This window comes from Amycolatopsis sp. NPDC004169, from assembly GCF_040610315.1.
GTDB lineage: Bacteria > Actinomycetota > Actinomycetes > Mycobacteriales > Pseudonocardiaceae > Amycolatopsis.
This window is the reverse complement of record NZ_JBEXMD010000037.1, coordinates 29,843-51,761: the sequence shown is the minus strand read 5'-3', so window position 1 is coordinate 51,761 and position 21,919 is coordinate 29,843. Positions and strand designations below refer to the sequence as shown.

Below are 21,919 nucleotides of genomic sequence, written 5' to 3'. Positions count from 1 at the left end.
GCCGGGTCAGACCGGTGTCGAGGCCGGGGCGGTGTCCCGTTCGACCGCCTGGGCGAGCAGCGTCAGGGCGGCCTGGGCGGGCGAGCCCGGTTCCGCCGTCGCGACGACGACGGCGGGCCCCGGCCCGCTGCTCAGGGTCTGCTGGAGCACGGTGAGGGTGCCGACGAGCGGGTGCCGCATCTCGTACGGGGCGACCGCGCAGGCCTTGACCCGGTGGTCGGCCCACAGGCCGGCGAACTCGGGGCTCTTGGCGCTGAGCTCGCCCACCAGGGCGTGCAGCACCGCGTCGTCCGGGTGCTCCCCCGCCACCAGCCGCAGGTTCCCGACCACGGCGCGGGCTTTGGCCGCCCAGTCGGCGTAGAGCTCCCGGGTGTGGCCGTCGAGGAATACCAACCGGGCCATGTTCGGACGCTCGGCGGGCCGCGCCGGGGCGGCGAAGTCGAGGTGGCCGGCGAACAGCGCGTGCCCCAGCCGGTTCCAGGCCAGCACGTCGGTGCGCCGGCCGAGCACGATCGCGGGCACCCCGGCCAGTGCCTCCAGCAGCTGACCGGCCGCCTCGGTCACCCGTTCCGGTGCGGGACGCCGGTACCGGGGACGGCGCCGGTCGGCGCGGGCCAGGTCGTGCAGGTGCCGCCGCTCCGAGTCGTCCAGCCGCAGCGCCCCGGCGATCGCGTCGAGCACCTCGGCCGAAGCGCTGAGGGACTGTCCCTGCTCCAGCCGGGTGTAGTACGAGGCACTCACCCCGGCCAGCAGGGCCAGCTCTTCCCGGCGCAGCCCCGGCACGCGCCGGCGTTCGCCGTAGGTATGCAGCCCGAGGTCTTCGGGCCGCACCTGAGCTCGCCGGGCCTGGAGGAAGGCTCCGAGCTGCGTCTTTCCGGTCATGGCTCCAGTATCGCCTCGCCTCGCCGCCGTCAGCCTGACCCAGCTGGGGGTGGGTAACGGCGGGGCTGGTTGCCGGGCGCCCGCGCGGGTGGACTCACCTCGTGAACATCACCAGTGACCTCGACGTGACCGGCTTCGCCTTCACCAGGAGCGCGTGGGTCGACGCCGCCCCCATCCGCGTCTACGAGCTGATCAGCGACGTCTCCGCGATCGGCCGGTGGAGCCCCACGGCGAGCGGCGTCGCCTACGACGACGGCGACGGCCCGTGGCCGGGCGCGTGGTTCAGCGGCGCCAACCGCCGGGAAGACCGCGAGTGGACCACCCGGTCCCAAGTGGAGAAAGCCGACCCGGGAACCGCGTTCAGCTTCGTCGTCGGCGGCACCGGCGACGGCATCGTCCGCTGGGCGTGGGACTTCCGGGCCCAGGGCAGCGGGAGCCTGGTCCGGCAGTCCTGGCGGCTGCTGCGCTTCGACCCCGTGCTGGGCCGGACCGTGGCGGAACTGGAGGCGCTGCGCGAGTACATGGCCGCCAGCGTCGAAACCACCCTGGCGGCGCTCGCGCAATGGGTCGCCGAGCAGGGCGGATCGCTACGGTAGCAACGACGGAACGGCCGGCCTCGCCTGTCAGGCGAGGCCGGCCGGACCGGTCAGCGCCAGGCCGGCACCCGTTCGTCGTGCATCAGCTGCGGCGCCTCTTCGAGCACCGCATCGACCCGCAGAGCCAGGCCGCTCGTGCCGGCGACCGGGCCGTAGGTGGTGAAGGAGCGAGCCGATCCTCAGTGGACGGTGGCTGGTCACGGTGCCTACCGGCCGTCCCGCGACCGCGGCGCGACGAGCTGCTCGATGCGGCCGGTCTTCACGTCGTAGCGGTAGCCGGACACCCGGATGCGGCCGGACACGGTCGGTGCGTCGAGGATCGCCTGAACGTCGACCGGGACGGTGTCCGCCGGGTCGACGACCGCGGTCCGCCGGAGCTCCTCGTCGTCGAAACCGAGTTCGGCGAACCCCTTGCGCAGCTGCGGATCGGCCATCAACGCCGACCCGCAGTCCGTGTGGTGGACGACCGCGATTTCGAACCACTCGGCGTCCGGGGTCTTGGTCTCGTGCAGGTAGCTGATCCACGCCAGATCGTCCAGAAAGGACTGGTTCGCCCGGCCGCCGACCGTGCGGGCGACGATGGCGTCCCCCAGCTCGAGGCCCATCGTGGCCGCCGGGTCCACCCGGGGGTCGATGCAGGTGAGGACGTAGACCTGCTTGTTCGGGATGAACGGGATGTCCGGAACCTTGGCCTTGGCGTCGGTTTCGGCGAAACGGGCGTTGTTGTCCAGCAGTTCCTTCAAGGTGCTCATGCCTCCAGGCTGCCGACGCGACGAAGACGGGACCAGGGGCAGGACAGCCACTTCGCGAAAGGCTTCGGCCACTACGACGCGCGCAGCGGCTCCCCCGCCGCGCGAGACTTCCGGTAAGCGGTCGGTGTCGTGCCGAGCTCGCGCGCCATGTGCAAGCGCAGGTTGGCCGCCGTGCCCAGCCCGGTGCGCTCCGCGATGTCCTCGACCGGCAACGGGGTCGACTCGAGCAGCCGCTGCGCTTCCAGCAGCCGCTGGGTGGCCAGCCAGCGCATCGGAGTCATGTCCGTCCGGGCGCGGAACTTGCGCGCGAAGCTGCGCTCCGGCATCCCCGCGTGCCGGGCCATCTGCGCGACGGTCAGTGGCCGGTGCATCTCCCCGACCATCCACCCGAACGTCGCGGACAGTCCGTCGTCTTCGCTGACCTGGCTCGCGAACTGCGCTTGCCCGCCCGGCCGGTGCGCCGCGACCACCAGGTACCGCGCGACCCTGGACGCGGCCGCCGCGCCGTGGTCCTGCCGGATCATGTGCAGGCACAGGTCGATTCCGGCGGAGAGGCCGGCGCTGGTCAGCAGCCGGCCGTTGTCGACGTAGAGAACATCGGGATTCAGCCGGACCGCGGGGAACCGGCGCCGGAACTCCGCCGCCTCCCGCCAGTGCGTGGTCGCGACGTGACCGTCGAGCAAACCCGTGGCGGCCAACGCGAAAGCCCCGATGCACACCGACGCGATCCGCGCGCCGCGGGCGTACGCGGCCCGCAACGCCTCCAGCACCTCCCGCGGCGGGTCCACCAGCGGCCGGAAACCCGGCACGACGATCGTGTCCGCCCGTTCCAGCGCCTCCAGTCCACTTGCGACATCGATGGTGAACGGCGACTGGGTCGCCACGCGTCCCGGGTGCGGGGCGCAGACGTCGAAGCGGTAGAGGTCCGCCTGCTCCTGGTGCCCGAACGCCTGCGCGGCGATGGCGAGGTCGAAGGCGATCACCCCGGGCAGCACCAACGCGACGACGCGGTGCGGGTCGGACGGTGACGAACTCATGGGTCCGAGTATCCCAGTCCCCGTCCGGTCAGGACAGCTCACACGGTGGGTACGCACGACGACTCATGAGGGAAGCCGATCCGCAGGATCGCGGCGGCACCGGCGGCGGCGAGCACAACCGCCGCGCCCAGCAGCAGCGCAGGCTCGTAGCCATGGCGCAGGAGCGGCGCGACGACGAGCGGGCCGAGGATCTGCCCGAGCGAGTAGCCGACGGTCAGCAGCGCGACGGCACGCGGGAACCGCAGGTGGTTCCCGGTGGCGAGCGCGACGTTGCTGACCCCGATGAAGGTCGCTCCGAACAGGACCGCCGCCACCAGCGCCGCCACCATGCCGCCGAACAGGGCGGGAAGCGCGATCCCGGCCGCTTGCACCACCAGCGCGGCCAGGAGGACATCGGGCCGGGCCCAGCGGCGACCGAGCCGGGACCACACGATCGAGGACGGCATCGCGGCGAGCCCGACGACGATCCACGCCACGCCGCCGAGCCAGGGCGGTGTGGTCCGGGCGACGGCCGCCACCAGGAACGTGCCGGCGATGATGTACCCGACGCCCTCGAGGGTGTAGCTGGCGAACAGCGCGGTGAACCACCGATGGGTCCGCGGCCGGGAACCGGGCTGCCGTTCGAGTGCCGGAGGCGGTTCCGGGGCGAGCCGCCAGGCCACCGCGGCGAGCACCGCGCACAGCCCGGCCGTGGCCCACCACGCGGTGCGCCAGCTCCCGGCGAGGTGGATCCCCAACACGAGCGCGCCGGACAGCACGATACCGAACCCGACGCCGCTGAAGCTCCAGCCGGGCAGGTGCGCCGGGTGGTCGCGCAGGTGGCTGAGGACCGAGCTGACCGCGAAGACGAACACGGCGCCGCTCGCGACACCCGCGAGGAAGCGCAGCGCGATCCAGCCGGGTACGCCGGTGGTGAGCGGCATCGCGGCGAGGGTGGCCACGAGCAGGAGCAGGCAGCCGCGGTGGAAGCGGGCGGAGCGGCCGAGCACGGGCAGCATGCCGGCGACCGCGCCGACCAGGTTCCCGACGTAGTTCGCGGTCGCCAGGGAGGCCGCCGCCGTCGCGGTGAGACCGGCGTGCGCGGTCATCAGCGGGAGGATCGGCGTGTAGGCGAACCGGCCGACCCCCATGCCCGCGGCGAGCGCCGCGGCGGCGCGGACCACGTGCGCCCAGGCCGCCCGCCGCTGCGTCGGGTGGTTACGGTGGAAGGAGAGCGTGCTCATCGAGGTTCCCATCGAGCGGTTCAGTGTTAGGTGCGGGAGATCAGGTGACCGGCGCGGTCCGCGGCGTAGCGGCGCGGCGCACATGCCGCCCTAAGCCGCGCCGGTGTGGGACCGGGCCGGGTAGAGCTTGGTGAGGGCCGCGGTGCGGGCGCGCCGGCCGGACTCGATGGCCGCGCGCATGCCGGCGCCCGCGATCACCACGTCGTACTTGTGGAACTGCATTCCCGCTCCTCCGGCACCGACGTCACTGGGTCCAGCGAAGCCGCCGTCGGACCGGAAGTCCACGACAGCCTGCCGAAGAGTGGTAGGCCTGGCTTCGCACCGCTGGTCGCCGCGGTGGCGTGTCACGCGGGTTACACCGCCGTTCACGGCGCGCGGTGCCCGGGAAACCCGGCTTAAGCTCTCGACATGGAACTCCGGCAGCTGAGGTACTTCGTCGCCGTCGCCCAGGAACTGCACTTCGGGCGGGCCGCGGAGCAGCTGCACATCTCGGGACCGGCCTTGTCCCAGCAGATCATCGCGCTGGAGAAGGAACTCGACGTCCAGCTGTTCGTCCGGAACCGGCGGACCGTCCGCTTGACCGAGGCCGGCCGGTCCCTGCTCGGCGACGCCCGCCAGATCCTCGCGCTGGCCGAGGGCGCCGGTCGGCGCGCTCGGAACCAGGCGGCCGAGGCGAGCCCGCTGCGGCTGGGTTACGTCAGCTGGCTACCGGACAATGTGGACGCACTCGTCGGCCCGGTGGTCGCGCTGCGCATCGACGACTGGGTGCTGCCGTCGCACGCGCAAGCCGACCGGGTCGCAGAAGGCAGCCTCGACCTCGCGTTCGCGTGGGTCACGGCCGCGGAGGTCGCCGAGCGAGGCCTGACCGCGCACCTGGTCCGAGCGGAGCCGCTCACCGCCACCCTGCCCGGGATCAGCGGCACCGAGCCGGTGGCCGCCGCCGAGGTCACGGTGCTGGTGGACGCGGACGTTTCGGCTTGGTCGTCGTGGAACCGGTTCGCCGCGGAGTTCGCCGCGCGGACGGGGGCGCGGGTCGAGAGGATTTCCGACGGCGGGATCACCGGTGAAGCGTTCCACGCCCACATCCGCCGCCTGGGCGCTCCCGTGCTCACTTCACCGAAGCGCCACACCGCGGCCGTGCCGCCCAGCCTGGGCCGACGACCGATCGCCGACCCGGTTCCCCTGTGGACGTGGTCGCTGCTGCACCGCGCCGACGACAGCCGCCCCGGGGTGGCGCACGTCGTCGAGTCCTTGACCGCTTTCGCCGAGAGCCGCCACTGGACGTCTTCACCATCGGCCCCGTGGTGGCTGCCCGGCGACGACCCGCACCGCGCTGCCATCCGGGCCGGTGACTAGCGAGACCACGTCGACCTTCGGTGAATCTCGACCACACGGCCAAGGCTTTGCTGAGTGCCGCGTTCGGCGACCGGGGCGGGACCGACATGGGTCCGCTCGTCACGCACGAGCACCGGGAGCGGGTGCTCTCTACGTCGAGTCCGGGCGGCCCGAGGGTGCGGTGACCGTCGTCGACCGACGCGAAATCCTGGATCAGGGCAGCGGGTACTTCCTCGCCGGCACCCTGTCCGACTGCGTTTCGGCGCACATGCGGATCGGCGAAGATGCGAAGCGAACCAGCACGGTAACGGCGCGTACACGGGTGCCTTACGGCGCCGTGCCCCATCGCGATCAATCGAAAAAAATTACGCATGAGGCTTGGCACCTCACCGGTGCACGGCGATTCTCTTCTCATGAACTGTCGTAGAAGGGCGCCGAACCCCGGACCGGACGCCGCACCGAGCGCCCCACCCTTCTGGCGCCTTGCTTTCCGTCTGCTGCCTGGTCCGGCGTGGGGTGTCGCGTATGCCGTCCTGGGCATCGCCGGGGCAGTCGAACTGGCGTGCCGCGCACCGTATGCGGTGACCATCGCAACTTTGGCCGCGTTACCCGTCGGAGCCGCCGCTCGGTACGGCAAGACGTCGCCACGGCGTCGAGGGGAGATATCAGGGAAGGCTTGAGCGCGTCCCGGACGGCCCCGTACGCGTCCGGGTCGGGGACGTCCGCTTCAACATCGAGATTCACGTCGGATACCAACGCACAGCAAGATCCTTGGCTCGCGTACTCCGACAGCCATCGCGAGGACGGTAACCATGAGACGAGAGCGCCGATCGATCAGGGACGTCAGAAAGTCAACGTGGGCAATCTTCGGCACGATTGCCTTTGTCGTTCTCGTGACATACGCCCTCCGCCGGTGGCTGAGTCCCGGCGACTGGGCCGGCGTTGGCCAGTGGTTCGGCGGTCTGGGCGCGTTGATCGCAGCGTGGGTGGCCCTCCGGATCGCCAGCGACGAGCGGCGGCGCGAGAGCCGCCGAGACGCCGAGCGGCTTCGCGTACAGGCCTTCTCCATCGTCGGCGGAGTAGCGGGATCCGAAGGCAGCAACGGCGTGCAGGTGTTCGTCCGAAATACCGGACCCGAGCCTGTCGTGAACATCGACGTCGTTGCACTGCACGTCATCGGCCGCAGCGAGACATTCGTCGTCGAATGCGCGCCCACGAGCGAGCGCCGACAGGTTCTGCTGCCTGGTGAAGAGTGGCGAACGTGGGTGAAGCCGACGAACGAAGATCTTACCTCGGAGCTGCTCTTGAAGGTCATGGACGTCGGTCCTGTGCCGGAGGTGGTCTTCGACGATCTCGCTGCGACACGCTGGTACCGCATCGGCGACGGCGTGCCGAGGTCGTGACGAACCCACGCGTGCCGACAATGGGATGCCGGCTTACAGTCAGCCGGTGACGCATGTTCTCAAAAGGCTTGTTTCTTTTCTCGTCAACTGATGTTCGGTGAAGCGCACTCGGTCTGCGCAACCTCGACCACGGTGGCCGCGGGGCCGCCGGCGTCCCGCTGCCGCGGACCTCGCGCGAGCAGTACACGGCCGGACCGCGCGTGCCTGCTGGTGCTCCGCTGCTGCCGGGCGCCCTGGTCTTCCAAGCCACCGCCGGGCGCATCCACCATGTCGGCCTGTACATCGGCGGCGTCGGCGCGACCAGGTCAGCCGCATCCAGTTGACCGCTGACGTCGACACCGCGCACCTGCATGCCTATCACCCGGGCGAATCGACGTCCTGCCCACGAGGCGACTCAACCGCCGGCGGGCTTCGTGCGTGGAGGGAGCGGCCAGGCCGTCGCGTGTTGACTGTCTGGTGAATTCTGCTCTGTTCCGTTTGTCCGTGTTCCGTGTTACGTTCGGTTGACGGGCCCGCGGTAGTGCTCCGGGCTCGGCGTGCCCGCCCGCCCGGAGTGCTTCGCCGTCCCCGCCAGGCCGGTGCGCGGTTCCGTGCGCGTCCGAAGGGGAGTCCGATGCGCCGTCTCTTCGTCCTGGTTTTCGCACTGCTGTGCACGATCGTTCCCGTGGTGCCCGCGGCCGACGCCGCCGTCGCACCCAAGCCACCGCCGTTGTCCACGCCGTGGACCTCGCAGGTGAGCACCACGAACCCGCTGCCCGAGTACCCGCGGCCCCAGATGACGCGGTCCGACTGGCAGTCGCTCAACGGTGAGTGGGAGTTCCTCAACCCCGCCACCGGCGCGAACGGCAGCGTCGACCGCTACGCCGCGCCGCCGCTCGGGCAGACCCTGCCCGAACGCATCCTGGTGCCCTACCCGGTCGAATCCGCGTTGTCGGGCATCATGCGCAACGACGACCGCGACCTGATGTTCTACCGCCGCACCTTCACCGTGCCGGCGGCCTGGGCCGGGCGGCACGTGCAGCTGCACTTCGGCGCCGTCGACTACGAAGCCACCGTGTGGGTCAACGGCGTCCAGGTCGCTTCGCACAAGGGCGGCTACGACCGGTTCGAAGCCGACATCACCGCGCGGCTGAACGGCGGCGCGAACGAGATCGTCGTGCGCGTCTACGACCCGACCAACGGCCGCGACGAGAAGCAGCCGGTCGGCAAGCAGGCCACCACCCCGTCGGACATCTTCTACACACCGACTTCGGGCATCTGGCAGACCGTCTGGCTCGAACCGACCGCGCCGACGTCGATCTACTCCGTCGACATCCGCCCGAACCTCGCGGACAACACCGCACGCGTGCGGGTGTTCGGCCGCGGAGACGTCAGCGGCTACTCCGTGCTCGCCGAGGCGGTGACCGGCGGCACCGTCGCCGGCAGCGCGACCGGCGGCTTCACCGAGTTCTCGGTGCCGGTGCCGAACGCGCGGCGGTGGTCACCCGACGACCCGTTCCTCTACGACCTGCGCGTGTCGCTGCGCGACGCCACGGGCACCACGGTCGACCAGGTCGTCAGCTACTTCGGCATGCGCGAGGTCGGCACGAAGAACGTCAACGGCGTGCTGCGCCCGACGCTCAACGGCGAGTTCGTGTTCCAGGTCGGCACGCTGGACCAGGGCTTCTGGCCCGACGGCCTGTACACCGCGCCGACCGACGCCGCACTGGCCTCGGACCTGCAGAAGCACAAGGACCTGGGCTTCACCATGGTCCGCAAGCACATCAAGGTCGAGCCGGCCCGCTGGTACTACTGGGCCGACAAGCTGGGGCTGCTGGTGTGGCAGGACATCCCGTCGACCACCAGCGCGAACGCCGACCGCACACCCGCGCAGATCGCCGAGTTCGAGACCGAAGCACGCGAGATCGTCGACGAGCACCGCTTCTCCCCCGCCGTCGTCACCTACGTGCCGTTCAACGAAGGCTGGGGCGAGTGGAACCTCGCCGAGACCAGTCGCGTCACCACGAACATCAAGAACCAGGACCCGACGCGGCTGGTCGACGCGCACAGCGGGTTCAACTGCTGCGCGTCGAAGGGCGATCCGGGCACCGGGGACATCATCGACTGGCACGTGTACACCGGGCCCGACGCGCCCCGGCCGGCCGGGGCGCGGGTGTCGGTGCTGGGCGAGTTCGGCGGGCTCGGCCTGCGCAATCCCGGGCACGAGTACAGCCCCACCGGCAGGTTCTTCGCCTACGAGCAGATGGCGAGCGCGGCGCAGCTGAACGACCGCTACACCGGCATGGTCCGGGACGCGAAACAGCTGATGACCACCAAGGGCCTCTCGGCGTTCGTCTACACCGAGATCACCGACGTCGAAGGCGAGTACAACGGGCTGCTCACCTACGACCGGCGGGTGCAGAAGGTCGACACCGCGCTGGTCCGCGCGGCACACACCGACCTGATCAACGCATCGAAGAACCTGAACGCCGCGGTGCCGCTGACGCTCGGGCACATCCGGTCGTTCCGGGTGACCACGCCCCGGTACACCGACCGGTACCTGCGGCACGCGGACTCGTTCGCCCGCACCGACGTGCTGACCACGGGCAGCGCCGACGGACCGCGGCAGGACGGTTCGTTCCGGACCGTCGCGGGCCTCGCGAACCCGCGGTGCTTCTCGTTCGAATCGGTCAACTTCCCCGGGAAGTTCCTCCGGCACGCCGACAACCGCGTCCGGATCGACAGCGACACCGGCGGCACGTTCGCCGCGGACGCCACCTGGTGCGACCGGCCGGGGCTCGCCGCCGGCGGGACGTCGTTCGAGTCGCTGAACCTGCCGGGCCGGTACCTTCGGCACTACGGCGAAACCGTGTACCTGGCCGTGAGCGGCGGCCCGAACCCGTGGGACACCGCGACGAGCTTCGCCGCCGACGCGACCTGGGACGTCTCGGCGCCGGCGCTGTGGCGCAGTTCGGTGCCCCTGGCGGTGAACGCGCGGCAGTCGCTGCGGGTGACGACGTGGGGCTACACCGACCGCTACCTGCGGCACGCAGGCGGCCTGGCCTACACCGAGGTGGTGAACAGCGGCAGCAGCGCGTTGCTCAAGCAGGACGCGACATACACCGTGCGGCGCGGGCTCGGTGAATCGTCGTGCTACTCGTTCGAGTCGGTGAACTACCCCGGGCAGTTCCTGCGGCACCAGGACGGGCGCGTCCGCAACTCGGTCGACGACGGATCGGCCCTGATGCACGCCGACGCGACGTTCTGCACGCGGCCGGGGCTGGGCGGCACCGGCGTGACGTTCGAGTCGCTCAACATCCCGGGCGCGTTCCTGCGGCACTTCGATTCCGCCGTCTACATCGCTTCCGGTGGCGGAACGGGTTCCGATCGTCCCCAGACGGTGACGGCGGACAGCAGCTGGACCGTCGCGGCCCCCTGGGCCCCGTGAGCGGAGCCGGTCCGGTGTGGACACTCCACACCGGACCGGGCGCAGAGCCGCTATCGCCGTTGTTCTTCGAGCGAGGGATCGCGCACCTCGATCACGATCGGTGCGTCGCCGTCCGCGTCCTGGAGCCGCCATACCCGCGCACGCGCGCCCACCCCCGGCACCTGAGCCTGAAAGAGCATCGGCGATCGCGAGGTCGCCCGCTCCCACATCGCGCACACCCGTCCCTTCGCGGTGTCGACGACGAGCGTGAAGCTTTCGACACCGCCGTCCTCGATGGTGGAGACCGTGCGCGCGCAGATCCTGCCTTCGAGCAACTCGATTCGGTCCGTCGCCTCCGCCCAGCGAGCGCGGGCGCGCGTGCGTTCAGCGCTGCGGGCGACGGCGGCGAAATACGCGATCCACAGCACGACAACGAGGGCCGTGAACACGAGGGTGAAGAGGAGGGAGAACCACCAGCCGGGGGTCGGCTCCGTCCACAGCAGGACGCTCGCCTCGACGCCCCCCACCGCGCAAAGGACGAGGAGCAGCAAGAGCACGGCGCGGCTGGTCGTTCGCAGCGGGCCACGAACCGGTAACTCGACGGGCGGCACCGGATCCGGCCAGCGGTCGACCAGTACCACGACCTGCCCTGCAGACAACGAGGTCGATTCGGCCATGGCGTGAGTCTACGGGGCCCTTCATCGCGATGCCGACGCCGCGCGCGGCGCCGGGGGCCTCCCGCCACAACCGCAGGTCCTCGACCTGGCTTGCCCGCGCAGTCGACGGAGCAAGCGGTATCGCTATTGCCGTCGGGAGCCCGCGTTTTCGCAGTCGTCCACCGAGATGATGCCCGCCTCGACCGGCGCGGTTTTTCCGTACTGTGCTCCCGTGATCACGAAGACCAGGCCACCCTTCCGAGGGCCACGGAGGTCGTCGAGGGGAATGGTGAACCGGCTGTACCCCGCCGGCATGGGCGAGGACATTCGCGTCCACTTCCCGGCGTTGCCGAGGTCACGGTTGACGAAAAAGTCCTGATTGTCGTTGTCCGTGACGATGATCGTTCCGTTCGGCCCACCCGAGTCCGTCCACGACACCACGGGCGCTCCGTTCGGCGCGTCACCATTCCGGTCGAGGAGCGGGGTGTCCCTGGAAAACCGGAACGACTCCGGGTCCTTCGCGATCCGGTAGTGCACGTGGTAGCTGTAATTGTTCTGATCGGGGTTGTCCGGGTCGTCGGGCGCCCCGAATTCGTAGGTCATGATCCACCGGCCCCTGTTCAGCTTGGCCACGGTGGTCATGCCCGGTCGTTCGGGGTACGTCAGCCCGGTCGCATCGTCGACCACGGGACCCCACGTGTGCAGGTCCGTGCTGGTCTGGTGGGCGAGCTTCTGACCGAAGCGCGGGTCCCGCTGGTCGGAGTAGTAGCAGATCAGCCTGTTGTCGTGCAGCAGCAGGAAAGGCTCCCACACCGGCGTCGCGCCGTTCGTCGTGTCGGGCGGTCCACCCCGGGCAACCGTGCTCAGGAACTGCCAGGTGAGTCCGCCATCCTTGCTGGCATAAAGCCGGATATTGGTGCTGGTGAAGCTGTCCAGCCAGTTGCAGGCGAAGAGCAACGCGCCCTTGGGCAAGCCGGCGAACGCCCTGGGCAGTTCGTACAGGAACGGCTGAAGGGAGAATCCGGTGGCCTCGTCGGCGTTGGGCACACTGCCCCGCTGCTCCCAGGTGCGGCCACCGTCGTCGCTCCGGTAGAGCGGGAAACCCGGACCGCCTCCCCCTTGGAACGTCGCGAGCAGCGTCCGCGACATCCCGGCAGGTCGCCCGGCGGTAAGACGCACGGCCCGGGCGTAGGACGCCCACCCTCCCGGGTTCGCCACGACAACAGGCCCGAACGGAGTCTCTCCAGGCACCTTTCCCGTCTCCGCGAACGCCGGCCCGGCCAGTCCCCACGTCGCCCCGACAGCAACGCCTGCGCCGAGGAACATCCGACGGGAGAACTGCGAGCGGCCGGCAGGCGGATCATCTGCGTGTGCTGAGTGGCGATCCTGCACGATTGCCTCCTCGGTGACGCCCCCGCCCACCACGCACGCCCGGGTGCATGGCCTCGATTCTTGCGGAGAAGGTGCGGGGTCGGCAGCGCCTCGGTGGACCACTTCGTCTGGATAGTGAACTAAACTCGCCGTCCTGGCCACTGTCAAGGACGAGGAACCGTATCCACGGCGCGTACGGCCGAATTCAGGATATGTAATTTACTTGAGACGAACTACACGGCCCTGAATGCCCCGGCCGGTCCCGGCCACCGCACTGCTCGCGGCGGCCGGGAAACCCAACCCCGCCCGGACAAGCGGGACCCCCGGGCGTCGAAGCCGCGCTCAGGCGGCGCGGCGCTCCACCTCGTCACCGCGGTAGGGGCCGGGCTTCGGGCGCGGCTTCCCGCCCGGGAAGGCCAGGCGCAGGATCGTGCGGTGCACCGTGCCGAGCTGGCGGGACAGCGGACCGGTGTTGTACGGCAGGCTGTAGCGCCGGCAGATGTCGCGCACCTGCGGGGCGATCTCGGCGTAGCGGCTGCTGGGCATGTCCGGGAACAGGTGGTGCTCGACCTGGTACCCGAGGTTGCCGCTGAGCAGGTGGAACAGCGGGGAGCCGGTGATGTTCGCCGCGCCGACCAGCTGCCGGACGTACCAGCCGCCGCGGGTTTCGTCGCGGACCTCCTCCTGGCTGAACGTGTAGGTCTGGTCGGGGAAGTGGCCGCAGAAGATGATCGAGTGCGCCCACACGTTGCGGATGATGTTCGCCGTGAAGTCGGCCCGGAACGTCGCGGCGAACGTCCCGCCGCCTTCCTTCCGGACGGCGGCGAGCTGCGCCCGGATCGCGCCCCGCACCCCCCGGCCGCGGGCGCGGTCGGCCAGGACCCGGCGCCGCGAACGGGGCTCGGGCTGCCGCAGCCTGCCGACGGCGGTCGCCGCGAGCGCGCTCACCAGCGGCCAGCCGACGTAGTCCTTCAGGATCTGGTCGCGGGCCTTGCCCGAGATGCCCTTGATGTCGTGCCAGACGTCCTTCAGCGGCTTCTTCCCGGCGCGGATGGCCTCGATGTCCAGGTCGTGGACCGCGACCCCCCATTCGAAGAAGGCCATCAGCAGGAGGTTGTACAGCGGCTGCGCCAGGTACGCCGGGTGCCACCGCTGGTGCGGGTCGATCCGCATGATCTCGTAGCCGAGGTCTTTGTCCTTGCCGCGGATGTTGGTGTAGGTGTGGTGGATGTAGTTGTGCGAGTGCTTCCACGCCGCCGCCGTCGAAGCGGTGTCCCAGTCCCAAGTGGACGAATGGATGGCGGGGTCGTTCATCCAGTCCCACTGGCCGTGCAGGACGTTGTGCCCGATCTCCATGTTCTCCAGGATCTTCGCGACCGCCAGGCAGCCGGTGCCCGCCGTCCAGGCCACTTTGGACCGGGAGCCGAGCAGCAGGACCCGGCCCGCGACCGCGATCTGCCGGTGCAGCCGGATGACGCCCTTGATGTACCGGCGGTCGCGCTCGCCGAGGTCGGCGCGGACCCGGTCGTGGATGGCGTCGAACTCGCGGGCGAGCTCGGCGAGCTGGGCCTCGTTCAGGTGGGCGAACGGGTGCGTTGTCGGGGACATGGGTTCCTTTCCGCGCTCAGAGGTCGACCGTGACCCGGCCTTCGGCGCCGTGCACGCAGGTGCGCACGATCTCGTTGTGCATCTCGCTGACGACGTTGGTGCGCAGGTCGCGGATCCGCCCTTCCCGGATCGGCAGCACGCACGTGTGGCAGACACCCACCCGGCAGCCGAACGGCATGTCCACGCCCGCGTCCTCGCCGGCGACGAGGATCGGGGTGCCGGGCGGGCAGTCCGCGTCGACGTTGCGGTGGGTGAAGTGCACCGTCCCCCCTGCCCCTTCGGCGCCCTCCCCGCCGACGATGGGCTGGAACCGCTCGTGGTGCAGCCGGACGGCGGTGCCGTGCTCGGTCCAGTGCGCCTGGAGTGCGTCGAGGAGCTCGCCGGGGCCGCAGGCGTAGGTTTCCCGCTCCCGCCAGTCCGGGCACCGGGTGTCCAGCTCGGCCGGGGTGAACCGGCCGTCCCGGCCGGTGATGCGCAACTGGAGCCGGAAGCCCTCGTGCTGCTTCTCGAGCGCGGCCAGTTCGTCGCCGAAGATGACGCCGTCCTCGTCCCGCGCGGAGTGGATGTGCACGACGTCGTGCAGCCCCGGGCCGTCCGCCAGGTGCCGGAGCATGCTCATCACCGGGGTGATGCCGCTGCCCGCCGTGACGAACAGCAGGCCGCAGCCGAGCCGGTCCGGCAGCGTGAACGACCCTTCGACCTCGCCGAGCCGGACCAGCTCGCCCGGCCGCGCCCGCTCGACCAGGTACGGCGAGACGACCCCGCCGTCGACCTTCTTGGGCGTGACCGAGATGAGCCCGTCCGCGCGGTCCGGGCTCGAGGTCAGGGAGTACGCCCGCCAGTGGTGGACGCCGTCGATGACCACGCCCAGCCGCACGTACTGACCGGGCCGGTGCCCGACCCAGTCGTAGCCGGGGCGGATCAGCACGGTGGCCGCCCCGCCGCGCTCGGGTTCGACCCGCTCGACCCGCCCGCGCAGCTCCCGGGTCGACCACAGGGGGTTGATCAGTTCCAGGTAGTCGTCCGGCCGCAGCGGGGTGAACAGCCAGCGCAGCGCGCGCAACGCCCGGCGCCGCAGCGGCGACGCCGGAGGGCGCATCCCCGTTTCGGCCATCACGCACCACCCCGGACGCGGCGGGCGGCGCTGCCGGGCCAGTCGAAGGCGAACATGCCAATTGAGTGTACAGGCGTGCACTCAATGCGCAGCGCGAGCGACCGCGGACCGGCTTCGGCTCGATCGGCGGCCCGGTCCGAGCACCATTTACTGTGGTGCTCCGGGAACGGGCCATGACCTGGTCCACACGCTGCGCGCACGCCCGGGTGCCGAGCGCCCACCTCGAGGGAGCCCCACATGGAAGACAACCTGCTTCGGGAGCGGGACGCCGTACGAAGAGTCGACGACGTCACCGCCGCGCTGGATCGGCTGGCCGACACCTTCGTGGAGGAAGAGGAGCTGCTGACGGCTCTGCAGCGGGTGTGCCGTCAGGTCATCCACGCGGTGCCGGACGCGGAAATCGCGAGTATCACGCTGATGCGCGACGGGGCGCCGTACACGGCGACCGCCACCGACGACAGCGCGCACCGGGTCGACCGGGCACAGTACGAGGCGGGCCGGGGACCCTGCCTGGAGGCCGCCCGGACCGGCGAACTCCAGCAGGTCCGGGTGACCGAGGTGGCACACCGATGGCCGGAGTTCGCCGCGGCCGCGGCCGAGTCCACCGTCGTCGCCTACCTGTCCGCCCCGCTGGTCGTCGACCACCAGTACCACGGCTCGCTCAACCTGTACGACACCGGCGGCAACAGCTTCGGCGCCCTCGACGCGGCCCTGCTCGACCTGTACACCGCCGCGGCCGAAGGCGCGCTGCGCAGCACCCGGCGGCACCAGGTCGCCCGCGAGACCATGGGCCAGCTGCGGACCGCGCTGACGTCCCGCGCGGTGATCGACCAGGCGAAGGGCATCCTCATGGCCCTGCACTGCATCCCGTCCGAGGAGGCTTTCGAGCTGCTGGTCAAGGCGTCGCAGGAGCAGAACCTGAAACTGCGGGAAGTCGCCCAGAACTTCGTGACCACGGCCACGCGGCCATCGACCTCGTAGCGGTCGAGGTCACGGACTGACGCCGCAGTCGAACAGCACGCCTGCCGTGGCCGCGTCCGGGCCGATCCGCGCCGGCGGCACCGGGCGGCAGTTCCTCGCCTCCCACCTGACCCGCCGGGTCAGCTCCCCCGCGTCGGCCGCCGTCGCGGTGGTCTGCTTCGCCCCGGCGCGGGCGATGTCGACGAACACCTGCGGCAGCAACACGAACCGCAGCTTCCCGGCCGCGACCCACTGCGGAAGCTCCGCAGCCGGCGGCGCCGGGTCGAAGCCGAGGTAGCCGCCGAGCGGCGCCACACGTGCGTCGGTGTTCAGCAGGAACGGGTCCGCTCCGTACGTGCCGCCCTCCACCGCCAGGGTGATCTCGGCCGGCGACGCCTGCGCGAACGCGAGCACCTGGCGCTGACCGGCGCCGAGCCGGTACGCGCTGTCGATGAACCGGACGTACCCGGCCGCGGCACCCGCACCGGTGTTGGCGCCGACGATGGTGTGCAGCGCGGCCGTCGACGGTGGCCCGGCAGCCGGGTCGGCGCTCTCCAGCACGCTCTTCGGCCGCACCGCGGTATCGGCGACGAAGGCCGCCGGCCCGGCCACGACGGCGACCAGGCCGATCACGGCTGCGACGCGGGTAGCCCGCACGAGCGCCGCGACGACGGCGAGCAACGCCAGCGCCGCCACGGTGTACCGCAGCCACGGCAGCCAGTCCGGGGTCCGGTCGAGCAGGACGTACGCGAGCACCGCCGTCCCCGCCACCGCGGCCGGCAGGACGAACCGGGCCCGGCCGCGGGACCAGCTCGCGGCCGTGACCAGGCCCGCGGCGGCGAGTGCCGCGATGGCCGGGGCCAGCTCGGCGGTGTAGTACGCGTGGAAGATGCCGCCGGTGAACGAGAACACCGCTGCCCCGGCGATCAGCCAGCCACCCCACAGCACCCAGCCCGCCTTCGTCCGCGGCGCGGCTCCCCGCGCGCGGCACGCGGCGACGACCAAGGACACCACCGCGAGCGGCAGCAGCCAGGCGATCTGCCCGCCGACCTCCGCGTCGAACAGCCGCAGCGGGCCGGCGACGCCGCCGAGTGCCGCGCCGGCCGTGGCGCTGTAGCCGCCGCCGATTCCGGTCGTGCCGCCGACCAGCCGCGTCAGGCCGTTGTAGCCGAAGGCCAGTTGCCACACCGACCCGTCCGTGGTGCTGCCGACGAACGGCTTGGCGCCCGGCCACACGGTGACGACGACCGGCCACGACAGCGACACGGCGAGCGTCACCGCGCCGGCCAGCCCGAGCCAGGCCAGTCGCCGCCCGCGTGAGCCGGGCGCCGCGACGAAGAACGCCAACGCCAGACCCGGCAGCACGATCCACGCGGCGAGCATTTTCGTGAGGAAGCCCAGTCCGACGAAGACCCCCGCGCCGACGAGCCACCGGGCGTCGTCGATGGCCCGGGTGACGCAGTACGCGGCGAGCAACAGCAGGAGCAGCAAAAGGGTGTCGGGCAGGTTGTCGCGGTTGATCGCCGCGACGATCGGCGTCAGCGCGAAGAGCGCCGCGGCGAGCAACGCGGTCCGCGCGCCGGCCCAGCGGCGCACCACCCGGTGCAGCACGAGCACCGCGGCCACGCCCTCGACGACCTGGACCAGGGCGATCGCCCACGGGTGGAACCCGAAGACGGCCACGCCGAGCGCCTGCATCCAGAAGGCGAGCGGCGGTTTGTCGACCGTGACGACTCCCGCCGGGTCGAAGCCCGCGAAGAAGAACGCCGTGGCGTCGTGCGACATCGAATGCACGGCCGCCGCGTAGTACGGCTGCAGTGCCCGGCTCCCCACTGCCCAGCCCCACACCACAGCGGCGACGGCCGAGATCACCCCCACCGCGATCCGCTCGCCCCGCCCGGTCCGCACCTCGGCCATCGCCACCACGTCTCCCCCTCCGGTCACCGTCGGGAACGCTAGGGGGCCGTGCCGCCGGAATCTTCAAGCTGCGGATTGAAGGGGCCGTCCACCTGGGGGTTGAGCCGGTCGGCGACCGCACGGACGACGGCCGGCTCCTGCCCGATCAGAGGTCGAGGCCGAAGAGAGCAGCGGCGTTGGCCGAGGAGAACTTGCGCCGGTCTTCGTCGGAGGCGAAGTGCCCGAGGAAGGCGGTGATCTCGTCCCGGGTGGGCTGCTGGAAGGGGTAGTCGGTGGAGAAGAGCAACCGATCCGTGGTGGTCACCGAGAGGACGTGGTGCAGCAGGGCGGGGTTGAACATGCCGGAGCTGGTGATGTGGAAGTTCGACCGGATGTAGTCGGTCACCGGCCGTTGCAGGTGGGCGACGCGGGAGAGGCTGTCGGCCCGGTCCAGCCAGAACAGCAGCAGCTCACCCCAGTGCCCGAGCACGATCTGCAGCTGCGGGTGCCGGTCGAAGGTGCCGCGCAGGATGAGGCGCAGCGCCGCGGTGGCGGTGTCCAGGTGCCACCCCCAGCCGAACGTGGCCAGGCCGAGGTCGGTCAGGTCGTCGAAGCCGCGGTAGGAGGCGTCACGCAGCGCGGACGAGGGAATCTGCGGGTGGATGAAGACCGGTTGACCGAGTTCCGCGGCCGCGGCGAAGAAGTCCTCGTAGACCGGATCGTCGAGGAAGCGGTCACCGGATCGGCCGTAGACCATGGTGCCGACGTGGCCCAGGCCGGCGGCCCTGGCGAGTTCGCCGGCCACGTGTTGGGGGGCGGACAGGGGCAAGGTCGACAGCGCGCGGAACCGGCCCGGGTTGCCGTCGACGGCCGCGGCGGCCATGTCGTTGGCCGCGCGGCTGAGCCGCACGGCCTGGTCGGCGGGCAGCGGGTGGGTGCCCGGTGGGGTCAGGGCGAGGATCGACACGTCGATGCCCTGCGCGTCCATGGCGGCGATCCGGCCGTCACCGAGATCTTCCAGACGCTGCCCGTGATCGCCCATCTCGTTGAAGAACAGGCTTTCGTCCGGGTGCGGCACGGCTTTGAGCGCAGTGGTGAGCTCCGGCATGATCCAGTGCTCTTCGATGGCGATGAGAGTCATGGTGAGTCCTTGCGGGGCCGAATACCCAATCAGCTGATAGTTATCATTCGATAGAAACCTATCGACGCCTCCCACCCCACCACAAGTTCGCTGTCAGGTGACAACTATCACTTGACAGCAAAGTTAGCCTGTCCGAGTGGACGAGGGACGCACTGCGCGGCTGTTCGAGCTGGCGGATCTGATCTTGGCGGTGGGCCGCCACATCGAGGCGGCCAAGGAAGCCGAAGGCGAGAGCGGAACCCCCTTGGAAGGCGCCGTGATGCGGTTCGTCGACCGTCACCCGGGCACGACGGCCAGGGCGGCGGCCGAGGCCACGCAGCTGATCTCCAGCAACTTCAGCAGAGCGGTCCGGGGTTTGGAGCAAAAAGGCCTGCTGCGCCGCGAGGTCGATCCCCACGACGCGCGGCGGGTGCGCCTGTACTCCACCGAAAAAGCGCACGAGAACCTGCAGCAGCTACGCCTCATCTGGTCCCGGCTGCTCGACGGGGCCGTGAGCGAAACCGACGACATCGACCCCGTTGTGTCCGCCCTCCGCCACATCGAAACCCACCTGGTCACCCGCTCCGGAGGCAGTGGCACTCGATAGTTCCCGCGGTCGTCCAGGCCGCTCATGAGTCCTTTGTGGATGGATGCCGGCCGACAGCGCTACCGGGATTGATCCGTGGCAGGCACCGGATCATCGTCGCGCGTCGCCCGGTCACGCAGGAGGGCGGCGGCCCGCACCGACCAGTCGTGGTGTTCCTGCTCGAACCGACGGCCGCGCAAGCACGTCAGGTAGGGCCCGATCGGAGATCCGTCGCGCAGGTAGGTCTCCTCGTCGAGATCACCGCGGTACCGCCGCAGGATCTTGTCGAGGATCTCCACCTTGGCCGCGGCCGCCGCGGCTCGGTGCTCCAGTTGCGCGATCACCGGTGCCGCGTCGATGTGGTCGACGGCTTGGACCTTGACCAGCAGGTCGTCGCGGATGAACGAGGGCTTGCTCGCGGTGGCGGCGAAGTGCGCCAGTTCGGCGAGGCCGGCGTCGGTGACCGTGAACAGCCGTTTGTTGGGACGGGCCTGCTGGACCACCTCCCGGCCGCTGATCAACCCGTCGTTCTCGAGCTTGGACAGCTCCAGGTAGAGCTGCTGCGGCCGGGCGTACCAGAAGTTGGCGACACCCACGTCGAACGCCTTGGCCAGCTCGTAGCCGCTGTACTCGCCGGACAGCAACGCCGCGAGCACCGCATGCCGCAGACTCACCGGCGCATCTCCTCGTCGTCGACACCGGGGCAAGCCCATCATAGGCCTGGTTATGATTAGTCAACATTATGACTAGGAGGAGGCTGCGGTGAGGACCGAGGAGCCCGTTCGGAGCGGCAAGTACCTGCGCTACGTCGCCTTGGGTGACAGCCAAACCGAAGGCGTCGGGGACGGTGACGACATCGTGGGCCTCCGGGGCTGGGCCGACCGGCTCGCCGAACACCTCGCCATCGCCAATCCCGACCTCCAGTACGCCAACCTCGCCGTCCGTGGCCGCCGCGCGGGCGAAGTCCGGGCCGAGCAACTCGGGCCGGCTCTCGCCCTGCGTCCCGACCTGGCCACCGTCGTCGCCGGGGTCAACGACCTGCTCCGGCTCCGGGTCGAACCCGCCACGGTGGCCGATCACCTGGAAGCGATGTTCGCCGCGCTCACCGAGTCCGGAGCCCGCGTGGCGACCCTGACCTTTCCCGACCTCACCAGGATCATCCCGCTCGCCCGGCCGGTCCGCTCCCGCATCCTCGACATCAACGACCGGATCCGCGCCGCCGCCGCCCGGCACGGAGTCGCCGTCGCGGAGATCGCCCGGCACCCCTCCGTCGCCGACCGCCGGTTCTGGAGCGAGGACCGGCTGCACTGCAGCCCCCTCGGGCACCAACTGATCGCCGACGCGGTCGCGCACGCCCTGCACCTGCCGGGCAGCAACGATTCCTGGAACGAACCGGCACCACCGTTGCCCGCCCCACCGTCGACGCAGTGGCGCGCCACCGCGGAACTGCGCTGGGCGGCCACCTTCCTCGGCCCCTGGCTCGGCAGGCGCCTGCGCGGCCAGTCCTCGGGAGACCAGCGCACGGCCAAACACCCCCAGCTCCACCGCATCGAGCCGCCGCCGGACCGGACGAGCGCGCCGGCGACCTGAGCGCCCGGCGTATCGTCGGAAAGCGTGGAGAAGCGCGTCGCGGAGGAGTTGATCGAGGGGGCCCGCACCGAGACCGAGCGGCTGGTCACGGCGTTGGCGCGGCAACGCGACGACATCGTGGCGGCGTCCCGGTTCGACAGCGGCGACGACGAACACGACCCCGAAGGCGCGACCATCGCCTTCGAGCGGGCACAGGTCCAGGCCTTGCTGCGGCAGGCGCAGGACGACCTCGCGGCGCTCGGGAAGGCCGCCGACCGGGTGGACGCCGGTGTCTACGAAGTCTGTGAACGCTGTGGCGGCCCGATCGCGGAAGACCGGCTGCTCGCCCTGCCGGCCACGCGGATCTGCATCACCTGCGCGAACCGGAGGTGACGACGCGGGTGT

At 70.8% G+C, this 21,919-nt stretch carries 21 protein-coding genes and 1 pseudogene; 10 read left to right on the top strand and 12 right to left on the bottom strand.

The genetic code is table 11. The features are described 5' to 3' along the window. Window positions 1–6: 6 nt before the first annotated feature. The gene (locus ABZX11_RS36410) at window positions 7–882 is read right to left on the bottom strand and encodes a helix-turn-helix transcriptional regulator (RefSeq protein ID WP_354921942.1); all 876 of its coding nucleotides are present in this window, start codon (window positions 880–882) and stop codon (window positions 7–9) included. Between the two features lie 101 nt (window positions 883–983). Between ABZX11_RS36410 and ABZX11_RS36405 the strand changes: the two genes are divergently transcribed. Continuing rightward, a complete protein-coding gene (locus ABZX11_RS36405) occupies window positions 984–1,478 on the top strand; it encodes an SRPBCC family protein (protein ID WP_354921939.1) in 495 nt (164 codons plus the stop codon). A 206-nt stretch (window positions 1,479–1,684) separates the two neighbouring features. Here the strand turns inward: ABZX11_RS36405 and ABZX11_RS36400 are convergent, their stop codons facing one another. From ABZX11_RS36400 to ABZX11_RS36385, 4 genes are all read right to left on the bottom strand, one after another. Next, complete coding sequence (locus ABZX11_RS36400; RefSeq protein WP_176177211.1) at window positions 1,685–2,230, bottom strand: carbonic anhydrase; 546 nt, start codon at window positions 2,228–2,230, stop codon at window positions 1,685–1,687. 71 nt (window positions 2,231–2,301) lie between these two features. Continuing rightward, entirely contained in the window at window positions 2,302–3,267 is a 966-nt protein-coding gene (locus ABZX11_RS36395) for a helix-turn-helix domain-containing protein (protein WP_354921936.1), read from the bottom strand. A gap of 38 nt (window positions 3,268–3,305) precedes the next feature. Further along, window positions 3,306–4,490: a YbfB/YjiJ family MFS transporter gene (locus ABZX11_RS36390; protein ID WP_354921933.1), complete on the bottom strand. Its 1,185-nt coding sequence runs from the start codon at window positions 4,488–4,490 to the stop codon at window positions 3,306–3,308. Window positions 4,491–4,580: 90 nt separating this feature from the next. Beyond that, window positions 4,581–4,712, bottom strand: coding sequence for a hypothetical protein (locus tag ABZX11_RS36385; protein WP_354922065.1), 132 nt, complete (start codon window positions 4,710–4,712; stop codon window positions 4,581–4,583). A 186-nt stretch (window positions 4,713–4,898) separates the two neighbouring features. Between ABZX11_RS36385 and ABZX11_RS36380 the strand changes: the two genes are divergently transcribed. The 5 genes and pseudogenes from ABZX11_RS36380 to ABZX11_RS36360 all read left to right on the top strand — a co-directional run bounded on the left by ABZX11_RS36380 (window position 4,899) and on the right by ABZX11_RS36360 (window position 10,655). Next, the gene (locus tag ABZX11_RS36380) at window positions 4,899–5,846 is read left to right on the top strand and encodes a LysR family transcriptional regulator (RefSeq protein ID WP_354921930.1); all 948 of its coding nucleotides are present in this window, start codon (window positions 4,899–4,901) and stop codon (window positions 5,844–5,846) included. 160 nt (window positions 5,847–6,006) lie between these two features. Beyond that, a complete protein-coding gene (locus ABZX11_RS36375; protein WP_354921924.1) occupies window positions 6,007–6,252 on the top strand; it encodes a hypothetical protein in 246 nt (81 codons plus the stop codon). 385 nt (window positions 6,253–6,637) lie between these two features. Continuing rightward, entirely contained in the window at window positions 6,638–7,228 is a 591-nt protein-coding gene (locus ABZX11_RS36370) for a hypothetical protein (RefSeq protein WP_354921921.1), read from the top strand. 143 nt (window positions 7,229–7,371) lie between these two features. After that, window positions 7,372–7,518: pseudogene (locus ABZX11_RS36365) on the top strand (NlpC/P60 family protein); the annotation flags it as partial. A gap of 323 nt (window positions 7,519–7,841) precedes the next feature. Further along, window positions 7,842–10,655, top strand: a complete 2,814-nt coding sequence (locus tag ABZX11_RS36360) for an AbfB domain-containing protein (protein ID WP_354921918.1) — start codon at window positions 7,842–7,844, stop codon at window positions 10,653–10,655. Window positions 10,656–10,705: 50 nt separating this feature from the next. Here ABZX11_RS36360 and ABZX11_RS36355 read toward each other — a convergent pair whose 3' ends face one another. The 4 genes from ABZX11_RS36355 to ABZX11_RS36340 all read right to left on the bottom strand — a co-directional run bounded on the left by ABZX11_RS36355 (window position 10,706) and on the right by ABZX11_RS36340 (window position 15,383). Beyond that, window positions 10,706–11,311 carry a hypothetical protein gene (locus ABZX11_RS36355; RefSeq protein WP_354921915.1) on the bottom strand — a complete coding sequence of 202 codons (606 nt, stop codon included), beginning with the start codon at window positions 11,309–11,311 and terminating at the stop codon, window positions 10,706–10,708. A gap of 123 nt (window positions 11,312–11,434) precedes the next feature. Beyond that, window positions 11,435–12,682 carry a sialidase family protein gene (locus tag ABZX11_RS36350; RefSeq protein WP_354921912.1) on the bottom strand — a complete coding sequence of 416 codons (1,248 nt, stop codon included), beginning with the start codon at window positions 12,680–12,682 and terminating at the stop codon, window positions 11,435–11,437. 321 nt (window positions 12,683–13,003) lie between these two features. Then, a complete protein-coding gene (locus ABZX11_RS36345; RefSeq protein WP_354921909.1) occupies window positions 13,004–14,269 on the bottom strand; it encodes an acyl-CoA desaturase in 1,266 nt (421 codons plus the stop codon). A 16-nt stretch (window positions 14,270–14,285) separates the two neighbouring features. Next, entirely contained in the window at window positions 14,286–15,383 is a 1,098-nt protein-coding gene (locus tag ABZX11_RS36340) for a ferredoxin reductase (RefSeq protein ID WP_354921906.1), read from the bottom strand. A 237-nt stretch (window positions 15,384–15,620) separates the two neighbouring features. On the opposite strand from ABZX11_RS36340, the gene ABZX11_RS36335 reads away from it, so the two are divergent. Then, the gene (locus tag ABZX11_RS36335; RefSeq protein WP_354921903.1) at window positions 15,621–16,364 is read left to right on the top strand and encodes a GAF and ANTAR domain-containing protein; all 744 of its coding nucleotides are present in this window, start codon (window positions 15,621–15,623) and stop codon (window positions 16,362–16,364) included. Between the two features lie 9 nt (window positions 16,365–16,373). Here ABZX11_RS36335 and ABZX11_RS36330 read toward each other — a convergent pair whose 3' ends face one another. After that, window positions 16,374–18,287: a glycosyltransferase family 39 protein gene (locus ABZX11_RS36330; protein ID WP_354921900.1), complete on the bottom strand. Its 1,914-nt coding sequence runs from the start codon at window positions 18,285–18,287 to the stop codon at window positions 16,374–16,376. Between the two features lie 118 nt (window positions 18,288–18,405). Then, window positions 18,406–19,380 (bottom strand): amidohydrolase family protein, encoded by a 975-nt coding sequence (locus tag ABZX11_RS36325; RefSeq protein WP_354921897.1) that lies wholly within the window; start codon window positions 19,378–19,380, stop codon window positions 18,406–18,408. 136 nt (window positions 19,381–19,516) lie between these two features. Here ABZX11_RS36325 and ABZX11_RS36320 point away from each other — a divergent pair, with 136 nt between their 5' ends. Next, a complete protein-coding gene (locus tag ABZX11_RS36320; RefSeq protein WP_176177201.1) occupies window positions 19,517–19,966 on the top strand; it encodes a MarR family winged helix-turn-helix transcriptional regulator in 450 nt (149 codons plus the stop codon). Between the two features lie 59 nt (window positions 19,967–20,025). Here the strand turns inward: ABZX11_RS36320 and ABZX11_RS36315 are convergent, their stop codons facing one another. Then, complete coding sequence (locus ABZX11_RS36315) at window positions 20,026–20,619, bottom strand: PadR family transcriptional regulator (RefSeq protein ID WP_354921893.1); 594 nt, start codon at window positions 20,617–20,619, stop codon at window positions 20,026–20,028. Window positions 20,620–20,707: 88 nt separating this feature from the next. Here ABZX11_RS36315 and ABZX11_RS36310 point away from each other — a divergent pair, with 88 nt between their 5' ends. Continuing rightward, window positions 20,708–21,535, top strand: a complete 828-nt coding sequence (locus ABZX11_RS36310) for an SGNH/GDSL hydrolase family protein (RefSeq protein WP_354921890.1) — start codon at window positions 20,708–20,710, stop codon at window positions 21,533–21,535. A 24-nt stretch (window positions 21,536–21,559) separates the two neighbouring features. After that, complete coding sequence (locus ABZX11_RS36305; RefSeq protein ID WP_354921887.1) at window positions 21,560–21,907, top strand: TraR/DksA C4-type zinc finger protein; 348 nt, start codon at window positions 21,560–21,562, stop codon at window positions 21,905–21,907. The last annotated feature ends 12 nt before the right edge of the window (window positions 21,908–21,919 follow it).

Excerpts from the sequence above, each read along its gene's own strand:
- ABZX11_RS36410 (WP_354921942.1), bottom strand. The coding sequence starts at position 882 with ATGACCGGAAAGACGCAGCTCGGAGCCTTCCTCCAGGCCCGGCGAGCT.
- ABZX11_RS36400 (WP_176177211.1), bottom strand. The coding sequence starts at position 2,230 with ATGAGCACCTTGAAGGAACTGCTGGACAACAACGCCCGTTTCGCCGAA.
- ABZX11_RS36395 (WP_354921936.1), bottom strand. The coding sequence starts at position 3,267 with ATGAGTTCGTCACCGTCCGACCCGCACCGCGTCGTCGCGTTGGTGCTG.
- ABZX11_RS36390 (WP_354921933.1), bottom strand. The coding sequence starts at position 4,490 with ATGAGCACGCTCTCCTTCCACCGTAACCACCCGACGCAGCGGCGGGCG.
- ABZX11_RS36385 (WP_354922065.1), bottom strand. The coding sequence starts at position 4,712 with ATGCAGTTCCACAAGTACGACGTGGTGATCGCGGGCGCCGGCATGCGC.
- ABZX11_RS36380 (WP_354921930.1), top strand. The coding sequence starts at position 4,899 with ATGGAACTCCGGCAGCTGAGGTACTTCGTCGCCGTCGCCCAGGAACTG.
- ABZX11_RS36370 (WP_354921921.1), top strand. The coding sequence starts at position 6,638 with ATGAGACGAGAGCGCCGATCGATCAGGGACGTCAGAAAGTCAACGTGG.
- ABZX11_RS36360 (WP_354921918.1), top strand. The coding sequence starts at position 7,842 with ATGCGCCGTCTCTTCGTCCTGGTTTTCGCACTGCTGTGCACGATCGTT.
- ABZX11_RS36355 (WP_354921915.1), bottom strand. The coding sequence starts at position 11,311 with ATGGCCGAATCGACCTCGTTGTCTGCAGGGCAGGTCGTGGTACTGGTC.
- ABZX11_RS36345 (WP_354921909.1), bottom strand. The coding sequence starts at position 14,269 with ATGTCCCCGACAACGCACCCGTTCGCCCACCTGAACGAGGCCCAGCTC.
- ABZX11_RS36340 (WP_354921906.1), bottom strand. The coding sequence starts at position 15,383 with ATGGCCGAAACGGGGATGCGCCCTCCGGCGTCGCCGCTGCGGCGCCGG.
- ABZX11_RS36335 (WP_354921903.1), top strand. The coding sequence starts at position 15,621 with ATGGAAGACAACCTGCTTCGGGAGCGGGACGCCGTACGAAGAGTCGAC.
- ABZX11_RS36325 (WP_354921897.1), bottom strand. The coding sequence starts at position 19,380 with ATGACTCTCATCGCCATCGAAGAGCACTGGATCATGCCGGAGCTCACC.